This window comes from Ensifer sp. KUDG1, assembly GCF_050434285.1.
Lineage (GTDB): Bacteria > Pseudomonadota > Alphaproteobacteria > Rhizobiales > Rhizobiaceae > Ensifer.
This window is the reverse complement of record NZ_JBNDIG010000017.1, coordinates 1-18,646: the sequence shown is the minus strand read 5'-3', so window position 1 is coordinate 18,646 and position 18,646 is coordinate 1. Positions and strand designations below refer to the sequence as shown.

The window sequence follows — 18,646 nt, the reverse complement described above, 5'->3', positions numbered from 1 at the left end:
GACCGGCGACTTACCGGCGACCATTGGCTCCATGCTATGAGCGTTTCCATTTGGGTTTGCCGGGTAACCGGCTCGCCATGGTCAGGCTTCGCCTGCGCCTGAATGAAGGCCGCAGAAAGCGGGCCGAAGGGCTTCAGATGCCGGATTTGAGCTTGCCGCTGATGTAGCGGAACTCCTGCGTCTTACCGCCATAACCATAGGCGGCGGCCGAAACCTCGTGGACGAGAACGTAGCTCTCGTGGTGCACCCGCCCGAGCAACTGTTCAAAGCGTCCGAAGATGGCTTCGAGATAGGCAGCCATTTCCTGCTTGGTGTTGGTGCCGTCGACGACCTTGATGTCCAGCCAGAAGCCGTTGGCATCCTGCTCGGCAAGCGACTTTCCGCCGGCGAACCAATGTTCCGGGTCCGCATAGGTGACGACGATTGCTGTGATCGTCGGATCCTTGCGCAGGTGGGCAGCTGTCAGTTCGCTGACCGAGGCGGCAATCCGCGACGAGAGTGCCGGATCCGGCTTGCCGCTGACGGTGACGTTGATGATGGGCATTGGCTGGTTCCTTTCGGGTTTCCCATTTATTGTGTGAGCCCAATCTGCCATGCCCCTATCTTCGGAAAAATCGAATTGTTTGGCATTATAAATTCGACTAAATTGAAGTAATGCAAACCTTCGATCCTGACCTGCTTCGCACCTTTCTTGCTTTCGCCGAGAGCGGATCTCTCGCGAATGCGGCTGCGGCCGTGGGGCGGACACCTTCGGCAGTGACCGCCCAGATGCAGCGCCTTGAAGCGATGATCGGCGAGCCGCTGCTTGCACCCTCAGGCAGAGGGAGGATCCTGACGCCGGCCGGTGAGGAACTGGTCGTTCATGCGCGCCGGATCCTCGAGGTTCACCGGGACGCGTGGCTGAGCCTCAAGGGCGCCAGCACCGACGGCCGTCTGGCGCTTGGCTGCACCCAGGATTTCGCCGACAGCAACTTGCCGGATCTCCTGCGCCGCTTTGGGCGCACCCACCCCCGTGTGCGGCTGGACTTGAGGGTCGGCCGGTCCCGTGAACTGGCGTCGGCCTACGATCAGGGGCTGATCGACGTGCTGATCGTGATGCGGGAAGGGCCGACACCTGACGAGATCGCCATTCTGCGCGAACCGATGCTGTGGCTATCGGCATCGGATGTTCCATCCATGGCTGACGGCGAATTGCCGATTGCTGTGCTGGATCCGCCTTGCGGCTTCCGCGCGGCTGCGACGGCGGCCCTCGACGAGGCGGGGCGCCACTATCGCATCGCGGCGACTAGCCCGAGCCTTTCTGGTCTGCGCGCAGCGGTGCGAAGCGGCATCGCCGTTACCGCGCGCACGCCGCGCTTCCTCGGAGAAGGCATAGCGCTTGCACCCCCGGCACTTTCGCTACCGGCATTGCCGAATGCGGAATTCAGCCTGCGGCTGAAAGCAAAGGCCGATAAGCCGGCGTCGAGCCTGGCGGCACTGCTTGCCGAAGGCTTGGCGGTTGGTATCGAGCGGTGATGACGACGATCGCCCGGAAAGACTGCGGCGCGGCCGCGCTGATCTACGGGCACTTCAGATCCGAGCACACAGCGACAAAGCGAGATCCGAAGCCGCCGCTGCACCGGAAAATTGTCGACGATGACGCTCACATCTGCGCGGTCATACCGCCGTCCACGGTCAGGGTGATGCCATTGACGAAGCTGGCGACGGGCGAGGCCAGGAACACGGCGGCTGGCGCGATCTCCTCCGGTCGGCCCCAGCGTTTCAGGGGAATGCGGACATTGACGAAGGCCTGCAGCGCCGGATCGGCGGCAAGGGCGGCATTGGTCTCGGTTGCAAACCAGCCGGGCGCGATCGCATTGACCGTGAGTGTCGCCGATCCAAGCTCCACCGCCAGCGAACGGGTGAGGGCATCGAGACCACCCTTGGCCGCGGTATAGGCGGGGTCGCCAGGCCGCGCCACGGAGGCGGCGATGGAGGTGACGAAGATCAGCCGGGCGGACGAGGATCGGCGAAAATGGGGAAGTGCCGCGCGCGCCATGGCATAGGCGGCCGTCAGGTCCGTGTTGACGAGGGCGGCAAAGGCCGCAGGGTCCATGACGTCGGTCCCACGCCGATCGCGCTCGCCCACGGCATGAATGAGGATGTCGAGTTGGCCGGTCTTGGCCGCGGCCGCCGCGACGATCTCTTCCGCATCCCTCGAAACGTCGCCGGCGACAAGGTCGAGTGCGATGCCTTCGGCGGCGGCCTCGTGGCGCGCCAGATCGAGGGCCGCTTCATTGCGGCCGTTGATCGTAACGACCGCGCCGGCCCGCGCGAGCGCCTTTGCCATTTCAAGGCCGAGACCGCGGCCACCGCCCGTTACCAATGCCGTCATTCCGCTGAGGTCGAACATGTCGGTCTCCGATGCTTTCCGCCGATTCTGGGGTGAGGCTACACCAAATCCGGGCAGGAGAGCTTTAGCGCCTGCCGTTGCCGCCGCCAATGGCGCTAGCCCGCTGGACCGCAGACCAGTCGGGCGCGGGTACCGTAAAGCGCTTGCGCTGCACGGCCCGGCTGTCTAGTTCGGCGATTGCAATCGCGCCCGATCCGAGGGCGCAGGTAGAGAGAGGTAGCAAGATGACAGTGTCCAACGCCGTGCGCCGGTCGGCTGAAGCCGGTCTGAAACGGGACGACCTGATCGTCTCCACTCTTTCTTCTGGCGGCAGGGATGGGATATCCCGCCGCAACAGGATTGCATTTTCATGTTTCTACTCGAACAAGCCGCCTATCCGGCTGCTCAATCCCTCCTAAAGGACCTTTCCTCCACCCACGTGGCCATCGCTGCCGTACTCGACGGCATCATAGAAGGTGAAGTCTGGGTCCATCGCGCGGTAGAGCCGCGCGTTGCGCTGCTCGCCAATGGCGATGCCTACTATCTCGCGGGCGTGCCGGACGAGGCGGCCGACAGCTTTGCCGAGCTGAAGGAACTGATCCCCGACTGGGCCTATTTCTTCGTCGAAGACCGCTGGTCCAATCGTCTGGGCGATATCTGGTCCAATGGCTTCGCCCGCCCGCATCCGCGCGTCAGGATGGGCTTGCCAGCAGTAAGTCATGGCCTCACGGCGACGGCGTTGCCTGACGGCTTCCGCCTCGTGCCGATCGACCAGTCCCTGCTCGATCTGGGATCCGGCAACATCGAGACCGTGACCGATCTCATGGAAGGCTGGGCCTCCCCCGAAGTCTTCCTGGAGAACGCCATCGGCTTCTGCGTCCTTCACGACGGATCCATCGTCAGCCATTGCGCAACCGACAGCGTCAGCGGCACCCGTTGCGAAGTGGGTGTCGGGACCGAGCCTGCCTATCGGCGCCTGGGGCTCGGCAAGGCGGCAGCGGCAGCGACGATTGCCGAGTGCGTCAAGCGAGGTCGGCCCGATATCGAATGGCACACGCACGCCTCCAACAAGGGATCGATCGCGATTGCCAGGGGCATCGGCCTCATCGAACGCGACCGGCATGTCGCCTATAGCGGCAACTTGCCGGCGGAGAACGTCGGCGATCTCGATCTCGATACTTGCCGGGAATGGGGGCTGCATCTGGAGCGGGCAAGCGATCACATCAACTGGTATCGCTTCCACGCAACCGGAGCCTGGGCGCTTGCCGGCGACCGCACCCGGGCGCTTGCCAATCTTCGCCAGCTTGTCGATGGCGGTTGGGAGGGCGAGGCCGAGTGGCTCGAGGGCTACTGGGCCGTGCAATCGCTCGTCGACGATCCCGAATTCAAGGCGATCGTGGCGAAGCAGCGCGCGGTAAACGAAGCCTAGCCATAACAGGCCGGCCGCGCCCTTGGGGCGCGGCCGGTCTTTCGTAGGGGCCGTGTCGGCCGGCCATCCATGCGTCACTTCATCGTATAGACGTCGATGGTGAAGTACTTGTCGTTGATCTTCTTGTAGGTCCCGTCGGCACGGATTTCGTCCAGCGCCTTGTTCAGCCGTTCGCGAAGGTCGTTGTCCTCCTGGCGCACGGCAATGCCGACGCCTTCACCGACGAATTTCTTGTCGGTGATCGGTTCGCCGATCAGTTCGCAGCATGCCTTTCCGTCGGCATTCTTCGTCACCCAGTCGAGCAGCGGCAGCATGTCGCCCACCTGCAGGTCGAGGCGGCCGTTGACCATGTCGAGGTTGGCCTCGTCCTGGGTCGGATAAAGCTTGATCTCCGCGTCGGGATAGGTGGCGGTGATGTATTCGGCCTGGGTCGTGCCCGACTGCGCGCCGATCACCTTGCCCTTGAGCGCTTCATTGGTGAACTCAGTGATGCCGGCGCCCTTCGGGGCGGCATGGGTCATGGCGGCCAGGTAGTAGGGGTTGGTGAAGGCGACCTGCTTCTTGCGTTCTTCGGTGATGAACATCGAGGCGATGATCAGGTCGTATTTCTTGGCGACCAGACCCGGAATGATGCCGTCCCAGTCCTGGGCAACGACTTCGCATTCGACCTTCATGCGCTCGCAAAGCGCAAGTCCGATATCGACGTCGAAGCCGCCGATCTTGCCGGCGGGATCGATGAAGTTGAAGGGCGGATAGGCGCCCTCCGTGCCGATCTTGATCTTCTCGGCGGCCTGGGCCGTGACCGCCGTTGTCGCCATGATGGCGAGCACTGCTGCTGCAATCCGCTTCTTCATTCGCGTTCCCCTGTTGTGCATCATTCTTGATGCTTCCAGGGAAGACTAAGTCGCGCTCGCCTATAAGCGAAATAGATAGGCGCGATAATCGCTATTGTTTTCGTTGATTGCCATGGCCCGCCCGGTCACTTGTAGCGACCGTGGCGCTGCAGTACCTCGACCTTGTAACCGTCCGGATCGACCAGGAAGAAGAAGCGCGCAAGCAGGGCGCCGTCGCGGTTGAAATCGACGATCTTGCCCGGGTTAAGGCCAGCGTCCGTCAACCGCTGGTGCTCGGCACCGAGGTCGTCGACCGACAGCGCCAGATGGCCATAGCCGTCACCGAGCGCATAGGGCTCGGTCCGGTCCTTGTTGACCGTCAGCTCCAGCTCGAATTCGCCTTCCTCGTTGCTGAGATAGATCAGCACAAAAGTTTCGAACTCCAGCCGTTCGGCGACTTCGAGCCCGAAGGCCACACGATAGAAATCGATCGATCGCTTCTCGTCGAGAACACGGATCATCGAATGGATCGCTTTGGCCACGGGCATCTCCTTCACGCTTTGACCTCGGCGGCGTAGCAGAGTGTCGCCGATGATGGAACCCCGCCGGGGGTGGAGGTCAGGCTTTTGCCTTTCGCTTCTTCAACTGCTGTTCGCGGAAGAAGATGAAGAGGCCCGAGGCGACGATTAGTGCCGCGCCGACGAGCACGGTCGGACGTGGTGTGTCGCCGAAGAAGAACCAGCCGAAGACGACGGCCCAGAAGAGCAGCGTATATTGCAGCGGGACGACGGTGGCGGCATCGGCGAGCTTGAGCGACCGATTGACGAGGATATGCGCGAGCATTGCGACGATGCCGAGTGCTCCGAGCTGCAGCAGCGCCTCGCCATCGACCGGTGCCCAGCCGGAGGGATTGGCGGCAACGCCGACGAGCGAGAAGATGAGCGCGCCGACGATCTGCCAGAAGACCAGCGTGGTGTCAGGCGTGGAGCGAAGCGTGCGACCGAGCATGAGGGCAAAGGCGAAGGCGGTGCTGCCGGCAAGCGCAATCAGGGCCGGAAGGCCGAGGCTTTCCTTGGAGGGTTCGAGCGCGATCAAGACGCCGGCAAAGCCGATGAGGATCGCCGTCCAGCGCCGCCAGCCGACCTTCTCGCCAAGCAGGAACGGCGAGGCCGCCGCCACATAGATCGGCGCTGCCAGCCAGTAGGTCATGGTATCGGCAAGCGGCATGTAGGCGACCGCGAAATAAAAGGCCGAGGCGTCGATGGCAAAGAGCAGCGAGCGAAGAGCCTGGAGGCCGGGACGTTCGACCTGGAACATCGAGCGCAGGCCGCGCCTGAGAATGAAGGGCGACAGGAACAGAAGGGCCGCAACGCTTCGGATCACCATCAGCTGGCTGACGGAGTAGGTCGCGACCAGCCACTTGCCCATGACGTCGTTCAGCGAAAACATCAGCATGCCCAAGAGCATGATGAGAACGCCGGTACGGGCGGCGTTCGGGGCGGTTATGGGGGCGGAGATCACGGTCATGTCAGGGCCTTCAATAAGTTGCGCACGCCATGCCACATTCAGCGCGGCCGATCCATTGCCGTGTGCATATGGAACCATAAGTTTTGCGAATGAATCGGCTCGGGCGCCCAGGGGCGGTAGCAGAACCAAGGCAGAGCTTGGTAACAACCGTTTTGTGATCCTTTGTCAAAGCGCGAAGCGGCCCCCTTGACGTTCCGCCCGACACTGCTAATTAGTCAATCGTTCCCGCCGTCCAGACATCGGATCGCGGGTCGAACACTGGTGCCGGGCCCCTCTGGCGAGAGTTTTTACGGCGCTCTCGTGATGTCGGTACCGCCAGCAAATTAGCCGGCGGATTAGCTCTCATGAAAACTGATCTCATGCCTCACGCATGTGCCCCTTCGGCCGTGCGCATTTCTGTTTTGAAACCCCATCTTTTCACCGAATCCGGCGTCGTCCGCGCGAAGGAGGCACGTCGATGAACCAGCCTCAATCGCATTCGAGCGCGCTCGGCTATTTCACCTGGGCCTTCATCGTCACCGGCGTCGGCCTCTTGCTCGGCGCCTGGCTCGGCTGGCAGTCGACCGGCACCATCGGTGGCATGGCCTCCGTCTTCTTCATCTGCACCGTGCTTGCGGTGCTCGAAATCTCCCTGTCATTCGATAACGCGATCGTCAATGCCAACAAGCTCAAGGACATGACGCCCGAGTGGCAGCATCGCTTCCTGACCTGGGGCATTCTCATCGCCGTCTTCGGCATGCGTATCGTCTTCCCGCTCTTGATCGTCGTTATCGCAGCGAAGATCGGTCCGATCGAAGCGATCGTTCTGGCGGCAAGCAAGCCGGAAGAATACGCGCGCATCATGAACGACGCGCACCTGCCGATCGCGGCTTTCGGCGGCACCTTCCTGATGATGGTCGGCCTCAGCTACTTCTTCGACCATGAGAAAGACGTGCACTGGATCAAGTGGGTCGAAACCAAGATGGCGCGTTTTGCGACCATCAAGGGCGTCGAGATCGCGTTTGTCCTCGCGCTTATCCTCGGCTTCTCGACGCTGCTTGAGCCGGCAGACGTTCACACCTTCGTCTATTCGGCGATCTATGGCCTCCTGACCTTCCTCGTGGTCGAAGTGGTCGGTGGCCTGCTCGATGCGCAGCAGGAAACCATGAGCGCTGCAGCAAAGGGCGGCTTCGGTGCCTTCCTTTATCTCGAAGTTCTCGATGCCAGCTTCTCGTTCGACGGCGTTATCGGCGCCTTCGCGCTGACGCAGAACCTCTTCATCATCGCGATCGGCCTCGGCATCGGTGCCATGTATGTGCGCTCGATGACAATCATGCTCGTCGAAAAGGGTACGCTCAGCGAATATCGCTACCTGGAGCACGGCGCGTTCTATGCGATCCTGATCCTCTCGGTGGTCATGTACTTCCAGACGCTCGTCCACATTCCGGAAGTCATCACCGGCCTCGGTGGTGCTGCGCTCATCGGCATCTCGCTCTGGTCGTCGATCCGCTACAACAAGCGGGAACGCGAGGAAGAGCTTGCTGGCGCACATCAGGAAGAGCGCGCTCGCGCGGAAGCCTAAGCGGAGAGCCTCCCTTTCAAATCGGAAACGGCCCGGCGGAAACGCCGGGCCATTTTTCTTTGGGCCCGGATCGATCGCGTCGCGTTGCCAAATCAGACAGTAGACCGGATAAGTAACGAATGCTGGCTGACGATCTGAAGAATGTGCTTGAGGAGCTATACAGGGCAGGTGCCCATCGCGTGCCGGCCGAAGACGTCGATTGGCCGCAGGACCTGCATGCGGCGGTCTTCCGTGCGCTCAACATGCAGTACATGATCCGTCGGCAAGACAGTGCCGGTCGTGTCGAGTTCTCGCTGACGCGGGCCGGCTACGCAGCAATCGATGCCGAGGTTCCTTGGTCCCAGATCCTTCGGACGCGATTGCGGGATTTCCTGCCGTTCGCAAAATCTCGCTGATACCTTCAAATGCAAAGCGGCCCGGTGGTCTCTCGACCCCGAGCCGTTTTTTGATCCTTGGGAGGATAACGCGCCCCTCGGGGCGCTGGAATTTGTTAGCCGCGGCGCGTGTCCGGGAAGTTCGCCGGATCAATGCCCAGCGTGCGCAGGTCGCTTGCCTTCGGGCGGCGGTGACCTTCAACAGCCGCGGCGGCAGCGCTAGCAGCGCCGAGAACTGCGAATGCACGACCGATGAAACCCTTGTGATAAGTTGTGGTAGTCATCTTCTTGCTCGCTTTCGTTTACTCTTTGATGAGCAAAAGATGGGGTTCAGCCGGTCTTTTTGCAATGCACAATGAAGCACGCCAGCCATGCAATGGAAGCAGGCTGCTTGAACTTGCGACCGACAGGCGTCGAACAAAAGGGTTTCGGCTTCATCCAGCTGGATGAAGGCGGTGCTGATGTCTTCGTCCACATTTTTTGCGGGAGAGCGGCGGGGCTGCGAGAGCTGAAAGATGGTCAGAAGATTACCTACGAACTGGCGGCGGATCGCAAGTCAGGCGCGATGTCGGCGGACAATTGGAGGCCGATCTGAACATGCGGGAGGTTTCATGGAAACTGAAGACCGTGAACTCATCGTCGTGATGAGACAATGCTTTGCGGCTAAAGCCGAACTGGCCGCGCAGTTGGAAGCGGAACGCAAGGCGGCCGGTGCGCCAATTGGCATGTTCTACGATCCCCGCCAGAATGCCGATCGCGCCGCCGACCTCCAACGCTCGCATCAAACTGAAGGCAGAGATGGTGTCCCTTGATCCGGGTCGCAATAGCCACGGGCGCGCGCGACAGATCGAAGGCGAAGCGGAGCGAGAAGAATGGGAGTCGTTTGAGAAGCGAGCCGATACATTGTTCGGCGCGTAGTCTCCGCCTGGACGATGAGCCGGGCCGCTCGTCCATTCTTTCGTTCCGCGTTGTTGTAATAGCTTGCCGCCAGTCGTTCGCTGGCGTCCAGCAGCTTTTCCAGGACATCGCCGGTCACCGCTTTTTTGCTCTTGCGTTGCCGCGGCCGGCCGCTCGCGCGAACGCCAAGACGCAGCGCCGACTTGAGCGACGGTCCGTCGAAGGAACCGTTTAAGCCCCGCCAGCGGGTTAGGATCGACCGGCTTGTCAGCCGGCGGCGAACGGTCTCCGGCGGGTCTAACTGACTGTGATATCCCCTCAAGAATAGCATGGAAGCTCTGAACTAACTGTGGCGAGTGATCTCGCTGCAACGCATCCTCGACGCCGACTGCCTTGCGCCCCTTCATTCAGTGGAGGATTGGTGATTTAAGCTAGTATCTGCCTGAGTTTTTAAGATGGCGGACAGCGCTAACGGAGGTCAATATTGTATCTTATTGAGCACGAACTGGAGGCGCTTGCCGCGTTTCGCCGCGACCTGCACCGGCGGCCGGAGGTTTCGGGCGAGGAGAGCGAGACGGCGGAAACGATCGTTGCGGTGCTGGCCGAGACGAAGCCAGATGCGGTCATCACCGGTCTTGGCGGGCACGGGGTGGCGGCGATCTATGAAGGGCGCGAACCGGGGCCGACGGTGATGGTGCGGGCCGAGCTCGACGGGCTGCCGATCGAGGAGATTTCACAGGTCGCCCATCGTTCCGAGATTGCGGGCAAGGGGCATCTCTGCGGCCATGATGGGCACATGACGATCCTGATGGCGCTCGCCAAAGTGTTAGCGCAGAAGCGGCCGGCCAAAGGCAGGGCTATCCTGATGTTCCAGCCGGCGGAGGAAAACGGCGCCGGTGCTGCTGCCGTGCTTGCCGATCCGAAGTTTTCAGAGATTAGGCCGGATCTCGTCTTTTCGCTGCACAATTTTCCGGGATTGAGCTTCGGCCATGCCGCGCTTCGCAGCGGTCCGGTCAATTGCGCCTCGCGCGGCATGCGGATATCGCTTTCCGGCAAGACCGCGCATGCTTCGACGCCGGAGGACGGGGTCGCGCCGACCTTTGCGATGGCCGAGTTGCTTTCCGGGTTGACGGCGCTTGGCAACAACGGGCCGCTTGACCGCGATTACACGCTTGTCACGGTGACGCATGCGCGTCTCGGCGAAGCCGCCTTCGGCATCAGCCCGGGCTACGCCGAGATCTGGGTGACGCTCAGGACGCTCACCGACGAACGCATGACCGATCTCGTCGCCCGTGCCGAGGCGCTGGTTGCGAAAGTGGCCGGTGCTGCCGGGTTGAAGGTAGCGATCAGCTACGAGGACGTGTTCCACCAGTGCAGCAATGCGGAACGCGCCGTGACGGCGCTTGAGCGGGCCATGGACGAGGAGGGCGTCAGCCATGACAAGGGCGAGGGCGTGCTGCCGATGAAGGGTTCGGAGGATTTCGGCCTGTTCGGGCGCGTTGCGCCAGCCGCGATGTTCTTCCTCGGCGCCGGTGAAAACCATGCGCGGCTGCACAATCCGGACTATGACTTTCCCGACGACCTGATCGGCATTGGCGCCAAGGTCTTCATGCGCGCGATCCGCAACGAACTGGGGTGAGAGCTCGTCGCCGCTTGCGCTGCGACCGCCGGGACGGCACTCTCTGAAAACGTGTAGCCCGGGACGGAAAAATGTTGAGGCCTTTCCGGTACTGTTTCTCTTTCTCAAAGGAGCGGGAATGAGGCATTTCAGCTTTCGTGTCGCGCTTTGCCTAGCGATGGCCACGACGGGACTGGCGACCGCTCATGCGGCGGATGCGCCCGTTGGCGACGCCGTTCCCGAGCCGCGACAGACCGAAAATGCCAACCTTCAGGACTTCATCAAGGCCAATCCGGATTGCCTGGAGTTCACCGATCAGTGCTCGCATTGTGCGGTCGTCAACGGCGTCGCCGAATGCTCGACGGCGGAGATCGCCTGCATCAAGCAGGAGAACCAGTGCACCAGGCGGGAGGGCAGATAGAACATCGCGGGCAGAGATTTCCCGCTGGCGATGCGGACAAAACAGGACGTTGATCTCTAAGCCGCCTTCCGAAGTTCCGAAATCTTTTGGAACTCTGCCAAGATATCGGGGAATTTCTGTGCGAGGTAGCCAATGACGCGCGCGTTGCTGAGTAGGCGGGCCAGATACCCAGTCGTCAGCACGAGATCGAGATGATCCGTTCCATAGTCATGTTCGATCGCCTTGAATTCACGGTCAAGGCTGGCTGCTTCGTTCTCCATCAAGGCGATTTGGTCCACGGTTAGGCCTCTGATGGGCTTTTTCGGGCGCACGAGCATGGCTTCTGGGGTTGCTGCGACCAGCGAGCGAGCATAGGCGATCGTGTACTTGTTCATTGCCGCCATCAGTTGGGCCGCCTCGATCTGGCGCAGCGGCTTCAACTTCTTGAACTGGACAAGCGTGTTGATCGGCACGTGTTTGTCCTTGAACAGCTCTACCGCCTCCGGGCAGATACCATCGAGCAGGTTCTTCTTTTGCCGAATGCTGGAAGGGTTGACGTTGAGGACGCGTGCTATTCTCTCTTCTGAAACGCCCTTCTCGATCGCAGTCAGGATCATTTTATGTTCCTGGATCGTCGCCAGCCGGCTAACGCGCCGATTATAGGTGAAGGCCTCGTCTTCCGTCGCAACCAGACAAACGACTTCACTTTGGCCAAGCTTTTTGAGCACGTCGAGACGAACATGGCCGTCGAGCAAATGAAAGACGGCGGGGTCCTCGCGGTCGCGGATGACAACGGGCGGCTCAATCAGACCGAGCTCAGCAATCGACGCTGCAATTTGGGTGTATTTGATCGACCGGATTGCCGTTTGGGTGAGTTCCTTGAGTGGTGAGATCTCCGCGACGGGAATGCGCAGGCTCGTGGTCTCGAACGCAAGCGAAACAGGTTTTCTGGGGTCAGTGTCTTTCATGCTGCGACCCCTTCTCGGCGGTAAGTCGCTTGGCGAGCGCCTCCGGAAGGCTGATGAGGCCTTCTTCCTCCAAAATGTTCTTGAATGCGATGTCCGAGATCAGCCGACGCACGGCTTCTGTGATGAAGGTCAGGCGCGCTTTTGCAGCCTCGGCTCGCCGAATGAGAATCCGCTTGCGGTCAGCATCGTCCTGGAATGCGCGCAGCAAGGCCTCCGAAGAGATGGATTTTGGGGAAGGGCTGTGCCGATAGTTGAGCGATTTCCCTTGACTGCGGCGTGATTCGACAATCCGTTTGGCAACCATCAGCTTTTTGCCGCGTAGAAGCTTGTTTTCATAGGCAGTTTGAAGAGCGGACTGCACCTCATGGTCTTCAGCCTCAGCAATCTCCAATGCGACAGTGAATGGGATTTGCCCGGCTTCCGCGGCTCGCAGAAGGCGTTCTTCGCCCTTTTCCAACAGACGGACGACCGCATAAACGTATTCGGTCGACAATCCCGTCATCCGAGCGATAGCAGGGACATTGTGTCCACGCTCCTTCATACCGCCGATATCACGCAGAAGGTCAAGGGCGCGATGTCGTCGCCGTGCGCAGTTCTCGACAAGACTCGCGACCAGGCAATCCTGCGAGTTTGCATTCACGACGATTGCGGGTACTTCCTTTTGATCCAGGGCAATGAAGGCCTCAAGACGACCTTGTCCGCACACAAGATCGTAGAACGGGCCCTCCGAATCCATTCGGCGTGTTACCGTGATCGGCCGCTTCAGGCCAATTTGGCCGATGTTGGCGATGATCTCCTTGAACTGTTTTTTGTTGCGAATTCGCGGATTGACCACAACCACCCGCTCGATCGGGATCATTTCGATCTTCTGAGCTGGAACTGCAACCATTAGGCAACCTCCGAAAGGCTCGTGCGAGAGGCCATTGCATAGAAGCGCTCAAGCGATTCGCATCGGTAGGCGTCAAGGGATAGTCCGTTGCTGTCAAAGAGGCGCAGAACGGCCTCGTGCATATCGAGCAGCGGAAGTAGGTAATAGTCATAGGGCGTGGCATTTTCCGCATCCATGCGTACCACCACCGTCACGTCGGGCTTGAGGGCCGCGTCCAGTCGCACCTTCCATCGCAACGTGCCCGCACTCGTCTGGAAGCATCGTGAGATCAAGACGGAGGCGGTAAACTCGCTATTGATCGTCAGGAGATCCGTGCCGGAGTGACGAGAAACGGTGCCACCTGCTGATTGAAGGCCGGCGACGATTGTCGCCAGCACGTCAGGAAACAGACGGCGGAGAGCTCGGTTAATCTCCAGATAGCGATAGTCGTGATCGGGGATAAACCCGACCAAGGCGTAGGCTCTGAGAAGCGTGCCGAACCGCCCAGCGTATGAACTGCTCGAGGGACAGTCCTCCGACTCGTCGATGATTAATCCCGTCAGATATCCGTGGTGCGCAAGCACTGTCGCCAATTTGTCGAGCATGGCCTCATCAGACAACCGTGCGGACCTTGCCGCGATGATTTCACGTGCTTTGCAGAAGGTCTCGAGGTCGACGATTGCCTCAAACGCACCGTCGGCTCGAACCCAAATCGCTTCGGGGTTCTTCACGTGCTCCTGCTTCAGCTTGAAAGAGGTTCGACCCCAAACGTTGTTCCCGACATATTTCTCATTGATTAGGACTTGATGTACCGATCCGCGGGACCATGGACGCCCCAAATCGGTGCATAGGCCCTGCTTGTTCAAGGCCTCGGCGATCTCGGCCTCGGTGCGTCCTTCACCCACGAACAGCTCATACATTTGGCGAACCGCGCGTATTTCGTCTGAGGGACCAGGTACGAGGATGACGCGATCGGTGGCGATGCTTTTATGCTCTCCTCGCGTGAGAAGCGCCTTGGAGTTCCCTGCCTGGTCTACAAGACGACGCCTTAGGCCGTACCCGGGAGCGCCGCCCTGGCGAAAGCCGAGCCGGATGAGATTTGCCTGGCCGGCGAAGACTTTCACTGAGAGTTCGCGGCTATATTCGCCGGCCATCGCCCGCTTGACGGTCTTTATGATTGAAGAGCCGATGCTGCCGTCATTGCTGAACTGCTCGGCGCAGTAGTGCACGCGAATGCCCTGACGTTTGCAGCGCAGTTCGATTTCTGCCGCCTCGTCAGGATCCTGGAACCGACCCCATCGGCTGACATCGTAGACAAGGATGGCTTCATAGTCGGCCTCCTCCTCAACATCCCGAAGCAGCGCCTGCAGTGCATCTCTCCCAACGAGCCTCAAACCGCTTTTGCCTTCGTCGGCGTAGGTCCGCACGATTTCGAAGTGGTGTTTGGCAGCGTAGCGTCCGATGGCGGCGAGCTGATTGTCGGTCGAATACTTTTGATGCTCGGTCGACATCCGAACGTAGGCAGCCGCGCGAACCTCGGGTCGCTCGCTCGGAGGTGGTTGTTCGTCGCCGTTGTCAGTCCAAACGATGACCATGACGTGCCGGTAAATCACGTGTGGTTGAGGTCAGAATGTCGGAGTATAGACCGGGGAGGTGGGCAGTATGGTTCCGAATACGGGCACAATTGTTCCAACGCCAACGCGCGCCGCTAGAGACGACTACGTTGCCGCCATTGCTGCGGCACTGCATCAAGACTTGGGTGGGGGAGGCCGTGCGATAAAGACGATCATGCGCTGGACAGGCGCGAGTGGTCGGACGGCGAAGTATTGGTTAGCCGGTGATCGTGCACCCGACGGATGGCATCTCATTCTGCTGGCCAGGCACTCCGACAAGGTGTTGCAGGTTGTGCTCTCGCTGGCGTGCCGAGACCTACTTTCGGTCTCCCTTGAGTTGCGAGCCGCCGAAGCCTCATTGGCGCGCGCCAGTGCAATACTAAAAGCACTGCGAAGTTAACCGGTAGGGCGACACCCCAGAACCCGTGCGTGGCCGCTGACCAACCAACCCCGAGTGACTTCAAAATCAGTGGCTGTTTCCTTTTTCGTTGTCGTCCTGCACAACAACGTCAGCGGAAATTCGATCCGGCACGCGTGACTAGCACGGGCGCGTTAAGCGATTTAGCATGGACGAACCAGTTTCCGGCCGCTAGCGCGACTTCGGGTTACGACGCTATTCCACAGCGCGTTGCCGAACTGTTCACGGTTCAGGCCAAAATGATCGCATAATGTAACTACTGAAACTGATAGCGTGGGAAGCCGGGAAGCTACTTCTCCTGCGACTTAATCAGATCGGCCGCCTCGACCCCCAAAGCCTGCGCGAGGCGATCAAGCACTTCGATACTGGGGCTGTAGACACATCGTTCGAGAGAGCTGATGTAGGTGCGGTCAATATCAGCGCGGTGCGCAAGCTCCTCCTGCGACAAGCCCTTTGCCTGGCGTGCCAACCTTAAGTTCTTCGCGAAAATCTCTCGAATGTCCATGCATTCAGCACAGCGGACTTGTCGAGTATTCATCCACGGAGTATTCTCGACAATCGGAGCATCCGGGACGGTCTGATCCCGTCTTCTCCGTGTGCATCCGCGCCAGTGAGGAAAGACGATGGAACTGCGCCAACTCTCGTTCTTCGTTGCGGTGGCCGAGGAACTGCACTTCAATCGAGCGGCGGCGCGCATGTGCATCGCCCAGCCGGCGTTGAGTGCGCACATCCAGGCGTTGGAGAAGGAGCTGGGGGTTCGGCTGCTGGATCGGTCGACGCGTCGGGTCGAACTCACGCGGGCAGGGGAGGCGTTCTACGATCGGGCGGTCCGGATTATTGGTGATGTCGGGCTTTCGATGGATGTCGCGCGATCGGTGGCCGGCAAAGGGGCGCGGACGATCAAGATCGGAACCGTCTATCCAGCGACTATCGGCGTGCTGCCGGCGTTTCTTTCTCGTATCGGCCGGAAGTTTCCGGATGTCGCGCTGCATGTGACGAGCGGCTCGACCAGCGACATCATTCGCGGATTAGAGAACGGCCAGATCAATCTCGGCTTCATCCGTCCGGTCGAAAACATCGGTTCCTTGCGCTTCTTCTCGATTGCGCATGAGCGCTATCTGCTGGCGGTCGGGAAGAACAGTCCGCTGGCGCTTCGAAGCGAGATCGACATCGATGACCTGAGGGGAGAGAAGATCATCGCCTTTTCCCGTCAGAACCTCTCCTATTCCGAGCGGTATTTCTCCGAGATGTTCGAGACCCATGGGCTGACCGGCAACATTGCGTACAGCTGTGATGACACCTTCTCGCTGGTCTCACTCGTCTCCGCCGGCCTTGGTGTCGGTTTTGCTCCGGAATGGACGAAGGATCTGCCGAACCGCAACTTCGAGCTACGGCCCGTGCGCGGCGTCGATCTCAAGATCGGGCTTGGGGTTGCTTGGAGCAAGGAAGACCCAACAGCGTCACGGGACGACATCATCGACATTGCCCGGTCGCTGGCGCGGCCGGTCAAGTGAGGAGAGGGAGCAAAACGAGGGGACGCTGACCGTAGTCGGTTGTGGCCTCATGCAAATGCTTGAGCCTTCACAGGGGAGCGAGATTCATCTCTAACGTGTGCTTTGTAGGTGAGCAATTACAAGTATATTGTCGCAAATTTCGAATGCCTAGCGCCCTGGTGCGCCCCGAGACGATCAAGGCGGTAAAGCGCTGTTCCGCTTTACCGCGGTCGCTCTGGTCGCTTGCCCGATGCTCGTATCGGTCGGATTGACGGGCGGCTCAGACGGACCTGGCGTTCTCAGCTCTCGTTTTTCCGGTCATGCGGTCCTGGCCGACGTCATAGCTGACATTCTGACCGTCACACAGAAGGCCTCCTCCGTCGATCGCCGAGACTGTGGCAAGTCGGCCAGGCGAGCGCGATTGATCCTCGTCTCGTCGGACGTGGTGATTTTCTGTTGTGCGGCTTATGCCGCCACCTTTCTTGAAGGGGAGGGGCCGGGGGGCTCTGCCCCCTTCGCCCCTTCAAGCACCTGCCGCCCAGCTTCCTCCACTCCACTGACGTTCCGTTCCGTGCAGCCGGTTCCCCGCGCAGGCGCTTGCACCCCAATCCCTCGCTGTTCCGCACGAGCTCGGAAGCAGGAGCGAAGGGCTCCCGCTTCGCGAGACCACGGAAAGGGCAAGGACATGGGCAAGGCAAAAGCAAACGAGACCACGACTGGTGTCAGTGACATCTATGAGCGCGTCACCCAGCGCATCATCGAGCAGTTGGAGGGCGGCACGCGGCCGTGGATGCAGCCATGGGGTGCTTGTGGGTCGCCCGTCCGGCCGCTGCGGCACAACGGCGTTGCCTATCGCGGCATCAACACGGTCCTGCTTTGGATGACGGCTGCCGAACACGGCTACAGTTCAAGCTACTGGATGACGTTTCGGCAGGCGCAGGAAATCGGCGGCAATGTGCGCAAGGGTGAGAAGGGAACGCTTGTCGTCTATGCCAACGCCATTGATCGCAAAGAAACCGACGACGAAGGCGCAGAAGTCGACCGTCGTATTCCTTTCATGAAGGGATACAGTGTTTTCAATGCCGATCAGATCGACGGGATACCTGAGCGCTTCCATGCAAAGCCGGCGGGAGCCTCGGCGACGATGAACGAGCGTATTGAGGCGGCCGACCGGTTTTTCGCGGGCCTCGGCGCCGATATCCGGGAAGGTGGCAACAGGGCGTTCTACCATCTCGGTGGCGATTTTATTCAGATGCCGCCTTTCCAGTCTTTTGTTTCAGCCGAGGCCCACGCAACGACGCTCGGACATGAGTGCGTCCATTGGACGATGAACCGGACGCGGCTTGATCGCGATCTCGGGCGCGAGAAGTGGGGCGATGAAGGCTATGCGAAGGAGGAGCTCGTTGCCGAACTTGGAGCCGTGTTTCTGGCTGCCGATCTCGGACTTGCGATCGAGCCGCGCGAGGATCACGCCGCCTACATTGCTTCCTGGCTGAAGGTCCTGAAGAACGACAAGCGCGCCGTCTTCCAGATGGCCGCCCATGCCGAACGCGCCGTCGGATTCTTGCATGGGCTGCAGACAGCGGCGGCCACGCATACCGATCACGAAACTGCGTCTGCTCAGAGCGCCGCATGAGCAGAGACAACCAAGGGATATTCGAGTGCGCCGCCTCGTATCGGTGTCCCGAATATCCCCACGGTCACCACCGTGTGAACGTTACTACGCCTGCTGCGCCGTGATCGCGATACCGCAATTGGGGAAACGACCTGTCGTGCTCAAAAAAATCGGCCCGCAGCTGGCGCTGCGGGCGAAATTTCAGGCGTAGCACAACTACGCCCCGGGTTTTCATTCTGGCTACCGCGGTGGATATCCGCGCCGGAGCCTTCGTCGCGCGAGATGAAAAAAGAGCGAGACCGCTTGCTTCTCGTCTTTGAAGTGATCATCCACCGATTGCCCGCGGGCTCCGATCCGTCCGCAACGACGCCTGAGGCAAACGTTACCGAAGAGCGCGCCACGATCTCGATCGCGTCGAAACGCGCCAGGTTCCGGGTCGCGTTCTTGCGTTCGACGTACAGGTGGTAGGGCTGTGTGATTATGCATGCAGAGTCGCGCGTGCGAGCGCGCCTGTCCAACGACACTTTTGAATCGATCAGGCCTCACCGATTCATTTTCGTGATGGACTGCGTATTCCGATGATGCCGGACGGCTATTCCAATCTGAAGCCGGACAGGTATTCCGATCGCATACCGGACACGATTCCGATTTGAAGCCGGAC

General features: G+C 60.4%; 21 protein-coding genes and 1 pseudogene. 10 read left to right on the top strand and 12 right to left on the bottom strand.

Annotated features, from left to right (window positions below; all coding sequences use genetic code 11):
- Positions 1-133 precede the first annotated feature (133 nt).
- Entirely contained in the window at positions 134-544 is a 411-nt protein-coding gene (locus tag M2267_RS29165) for a tautomerase family protein (RefSeq protein WP_429119377.1), read from the bottom strand.
- Positions 545-654: 110 nt separating this feature from the next.
- Here M2267_RS29165 and M2267_RS29160 point away from each other — a divergent pair, with 110 nt between their 5' ends.
- On the top strand, positions 655-1,515 hold the full coding sequence (locus tag M2267_RS29160; RefSeq protein WP_429119376.1) for a LysR substrate-binding domain-containing protein: 861 nt from the start codon (positions 655-657) through the stop codon (positions 1,513-1,515).
- Between the two features lie 127 nt (positions 1,516-1,642).
- Here M2267_RS29160 and M2267_RS29155 read toward each other — a convergent pair whose 3' ends face one another.
- Positions 1,643-2,392, bottom strand: coding sequence for an SDR family oxidoreductase (locus M2267_RS29155; RefSeq protein ID WP_429119375.1), 750 nt, complete (start codon positions 2,390-2,392; stop codon positions 1,643-1,645).
- A gap of 349 nt (positions 2,393-2,741) precedes the next feature.
- Between M2267_RS29155 and M2267_RS29150 the strand changes: the two genes are divergently transcribed.
- On the top strand, positions 2,742-3,800 hold the full coding sequence (locus M2267_RS29150) for a GNAT family N-acetyltransferase (RefSeq protein WP_429119374.1): 1,059 nt from the start codon (positions 2,742-2,744) through the stop codon (positions 3,798-3,800).
- A gap of 74 nt (positions 3,801-3,874) precedes the next feature.
- Here the strand turns inward: M2267_RS29150 and M2267_RS29145 are convergent, their stop codons facing one another.
- The 3 genes from M2267_RS29145 to M2267_RS29135 all read right to left on the bottom strand — a co-directional run bounded on the left by M2267_RS29145 (position 3,875) and on the right by M2267_RS29135 (position 6,160).
- Positions 3,875-4,654, bottom strand: coding sequence for an ABC transporter substrate-binding protein (locus tag M2267_RS29145; RefSeq protein WP_429119373.1), 780 nt, complete (start codon positions 4,652-4,654; stop codon positions 3,875-3,877).
- A 125-nt stretch (positions 4,655-4,779) separates the two neighbouring features.
- Positions 4,780-5,175, bottom strand: coding sequence for a VOC family protein (locus tag M2267_RS29140; RefSeq protein WP_429119372.1), 396 nt, complete (start codon positions 5,173-5,175; stop codon positions 4,780-4,782).
- Positions 5,176-5,251: 76 nt separating this feature from the next.
- Entirely contained in the window at positions 5,252-6,160 is a 909-nt protein-coding gene (locus M2267_RS29135) for a DMT family transporter (protein ID WP_429119371.1), read from the bottom strand.
- Positions 6,161-6,617: 457 nt separating this feature from the next.
- On the opposite strand from M2267_RS29135, the gene M2267_RS29130 reads away from it, so the two are divergent.
- Together M2267_RS29130 and M2267_RS29125 are read left to right on the top strand one after the other, a co-directional pair.
- Complete coding sequence (locus tag M2267_RS29130) at positions 6,618-7,721, top strand: DUF475 domain-containing protein (RefSeq protein WP_429119370.1); 1,104 nt, start codon at positions 6,618-6,620, stop codon at positions 7,719-7,721.
- A 119-nt stretch (positions 7,722-7,840) separates the two neighbouring features.
- Positions 7,841-8,116, top strand: coding sequence for a hypothetical protein (locus M2267_RS29125; protein WP_060521018.1), 276 nt, complete (start codon positions 7,841-7,843; stop codon positions 8,114-8,116).
- Between the two features lie 95 nt (positions 8,117-8,211).
- On the opposite strand, the gene M2267_RS29120 is transcribed toward M2267_RS29125, so the two are convergent.
- A complete protein-coding gene (locus tag M2267_RS29120; RefSeq protein ID WP_110819761.1) occupies positions 8,212-8,379 on the bottom strand; it encodes a hypothetical protein in 168 nt (55 codons plus the stop codon).
- A 92-nt stretch (positions 8,380-8,471) separates the two neighbouring features.
- On the opposite strand from M2267_RS29120, the gene M2267_RS29115 reads away from it, so the two are divergent.
- On the top strand, positions 8,472-8,690 hold the full coding sequence (locus M2267_RS29115) for a cold-shock protein (protein WP_429119417.1): 219 nt from the start codon (positions 8,472-8,474) through the stop codon (positions 8,688-8,690).
- A gap of 16 nt (positions 8,691-8,706) precedes the next feature.
- Entirely contained in the window at positions 8,707-8,907 is a 201-nt protein-coding gene (locus M2267_RS29110; RefSeq protein ID WP_429119369.1) for a hypothetical protein, read from the top strand.
- Positions 8,908-9,083: 176 nt separating this feature from the next.
- Here the strand turns inward: M2267_RS29110 and M2267_RS29105 are convergent.
- Positions 9,084-9,284: pseudogene (locus tag M2267_RS29105) on the bottom strand (integrase); the annotation flags it as partial.
- Between the two features lie 192 nt (positions 9,285-9,476).
- Here M2267_RS29105 and M2267_RS29100 point away from each other — a divergent pair.
- A complete protein-coding gene (locus M2267_RS29100) occupies positions 9,477-10,631 on the top strand; it encodes an amidohydrolase (RefSeq protein WP_192439140.1) in 1,155 nt (384 codons plus the stop codon).
- A gap of 118 nt (positions 10,632-10,749) precedes the next feature.
- Positions 10,750-11,031, top strand: coding sequence for a hypothetical protein (locus M2267_RS29095; protein ID WP_110819764.1), 282 nt, complete (start codon positions 10,750-10,752; stop codon positions 11,029-11,031).
- Between the two features lie 56 nt (positions 11,032-11,087).
- Here the strand turns inward: M2267_RS29095 and M2267_RS29090 are convergent, their stop codons facing one another.
- From M2267_RS29090 to M2267_RS29075, 4 genes are all read right to left on the bottom strand, one after another.
- On the bottom strand, positions 11,088-11,978 hold the full coding sequence (locus tag M2267_RS29090; protein WP_113294988.1) for a plasmid partitioning protein RepB C-terminal domain-containing protein: 891 nt from the start codon (positions 11,976-11,978) through the stop codon (positions 11,088-11,090).
- On the bottom strand, positions 11,965-12,867 hold the full coding sequence (locus M2267_RS29085; RefSeq protein WP_429119368.1) for a plasmid partitioning protein RepB C-terminal domain-containing protein: 903 nt from the start codon (positions 12,865-12,867) through the stop codon (positions 11,965-11,967). The genes M2267_RS29090 and M2267_RS29085 overlap by 14 nt, the downstream gene beginning before the upstream one ends.
- Positions 12,867-14,441, bottom strand: coding sequence for a recombinase family protein (locus M2267_RS29080; protein WP_429119367.1), 1,575 nt, complete (start codon positions 14,439-14,441; stop codon positions 12,867-12,869). Before M2267_RS29080 ends, M2267_RS29085 begins: the two co-directional genes overlap by 1 nt.
- A gap of 725 nt (positions 14,442-15,166) precedes the next feature.
- Complete coding sequence (locus M2267_RS29075; RefSeq protein WP_113554551.1) at positions 15,167-15,382, bottom strand: helix-turn-helix domain-containing protein; 216 nt, start codon at positions 15,380-15,382, stop codon at positions 15,167-15,169.
- 118 nt (positions 15,383-15,500) lie between these two features.
- Between M2267_RS29075 and M2267_RS29070 the strand changes: the two genes are divergently transcribed.
- Both M2267_RS29070 and M2267_RS29065 read left to right on the top strand, forming a co-directional pair.
- Positions 15,501-16,391 carry a LysR family transcriptional regulator gene (locus M2267_RS29070; protein WP_429119366.1) on the top strand — a complete coding sequence of 297 codons (891 nt, stop codon included), beginning with the start codon at positions 15,501-15,503 and terminating at the stop codon, positions 16,389-16,391.
- A gap of 400 nt (positions 16,392-16,791) precedes the next feature.
- A complete protein-coding gene (locus tag M2267_RS29065; protein ID WP_429119365.1) occupies positions 16,792-18,006 on the top strand; it encodes an ArdC family protein in 1,215 nt (404 codons plus the stop codon).
- Between the two features lie 219 nt (positions 18,007-18,225).
- Here M2267_RS29065 and M2267_RS29060 read toward each other — a convergent pair whose 3' ends face one another.
- Entirely contained in the window at positions 18,226-18,471 is a 246-nt protein-coding gene (locus tag M2267_RS29060) for a WGR domain-containing protein (RefSeq protein WP_429119416.1), read from the bottom strand.
- Positions 18,472-18,646: the final 175 nt, after the last annotated feature.

Coding starts and splice junctions, on each gene's coding strand:
- M2267_RS29165 (WP_429119377.1), bottom strand. CDS start 544: ATGCCCATCATCAACGTCACCGTCAGCGGCAAGCCGGATCCGGCACTC.
- M2267_RS29160 (WP_429119376.1), top strand. CDS start 655: ATGCAAACCTTCGATCCTGACCTGCTTCGCACCTTTCTTGCTTTCGCC.
- M2267_RS29155 (WP_429119375.1), bottom strand. CDS start 2,392: ATGTTCGACCTCAGCGGAATGACGGCATTGGTAACGGGCGGTGGCCGC.
- M2267_RS29150 (WP_429119374.1), top strand. CDS start 2,742: ATGTTTCTACTCGAACAAGCCGCCTATCCGGCTGCTCAATCCCTCCTA.
- M2267_RS29145 (WP_429119373.1), bottom strand. CDS start 4,654: ATGAAGAAGCGGATTGCAGCAGCAGTGCTCGCCATCATGGCGACAACG.
- M2267_RS29135 (WP_429119371.1), bottom strand. CDS start 6,160: ATGACCGTGATCTCCGCCCCCATAACCGCCCCGAACGCCGCCCGTACC.
- M2267_RS29130 (WP_429119370.1), top strand. CDS start 6,618: ATGAACCAGCCTCAATCGCATTCGAGCGCGCTCGGCTATTTCACCTGG.
- M2267_RS29125 (WP_060521018.1), top strand. CDS start 7,841: ATGCTGGCTGACGATCTGAAGAATGTGCTTGAGGAGCTATACAGGGCA.
- M2267_RS29120 (WP_110819761.1), bottom strand. CDS start 8,379: ATGACTACCACAACTTATCACAAGGGTTTCATCGGTCGTGCATTCGCA.
- M2267_RS29115 (WP_429119417.1), top strand. CDS start 8,472: ATGGAAGCAGGCTGCTTGAACTTGCGACCGACAGGCGTCGAACAAAAG.
- M2267_RS29110 (WP_429119369.1), top strand. CDS start 8,707: ATGGAAACTGAAGACCGTGAACTCATCGTCGTGATGAGACAATGCTTT.
- M2267_RS29095 (WP_110819764.1), top strand. CDS start 10,750: ATGAGGCATTTCAGCTTTCGTGTCGCGCTTTGCCTAGCGATGGCCACG.
- M2267_RS29090 (WP_113294988.1), bottom strand. CDS start 11,978: ATGAAAGACACTGACCCCAGAAAACCTGTTTCGCTTGCGTTCGAGACC.
- M2267_RS29085 (WP_429119368.1), bottom strand. CDS start 12,867: ATGGTTGCAGTTCCAGCTCAGAAGATCGAAATGATCCCGATCGAGCGG.
- M2267_RS29080 (WP_429119367.1), bottom strand. CDS start 14,441: ATGGTCATCGTTTGGACTGACAACGGCGACGAACAACCACCTCCGAGC.
- M2267_RS29075 (WP_113554551.1), bottom strand. CDS start 15,382: ATGGACATTCGAGAGATTTTCGCGAAGAACTTAAGGTTGGCACGCCAG.
- M2267_RS29070 (WP_429119366.1), top strand. CDS start 15,501: ATGGAACTGCGCCAACTCTCGTTCTTCGTTGCGGTGGCCGAGGAACTG.
- M2267_RS29060 (WP_429119416.1), bottom strand. CDS start 18,471: ATGCATAATCACACAGCCCTACCACCTGTACGTCGAACGCAAGAACGC.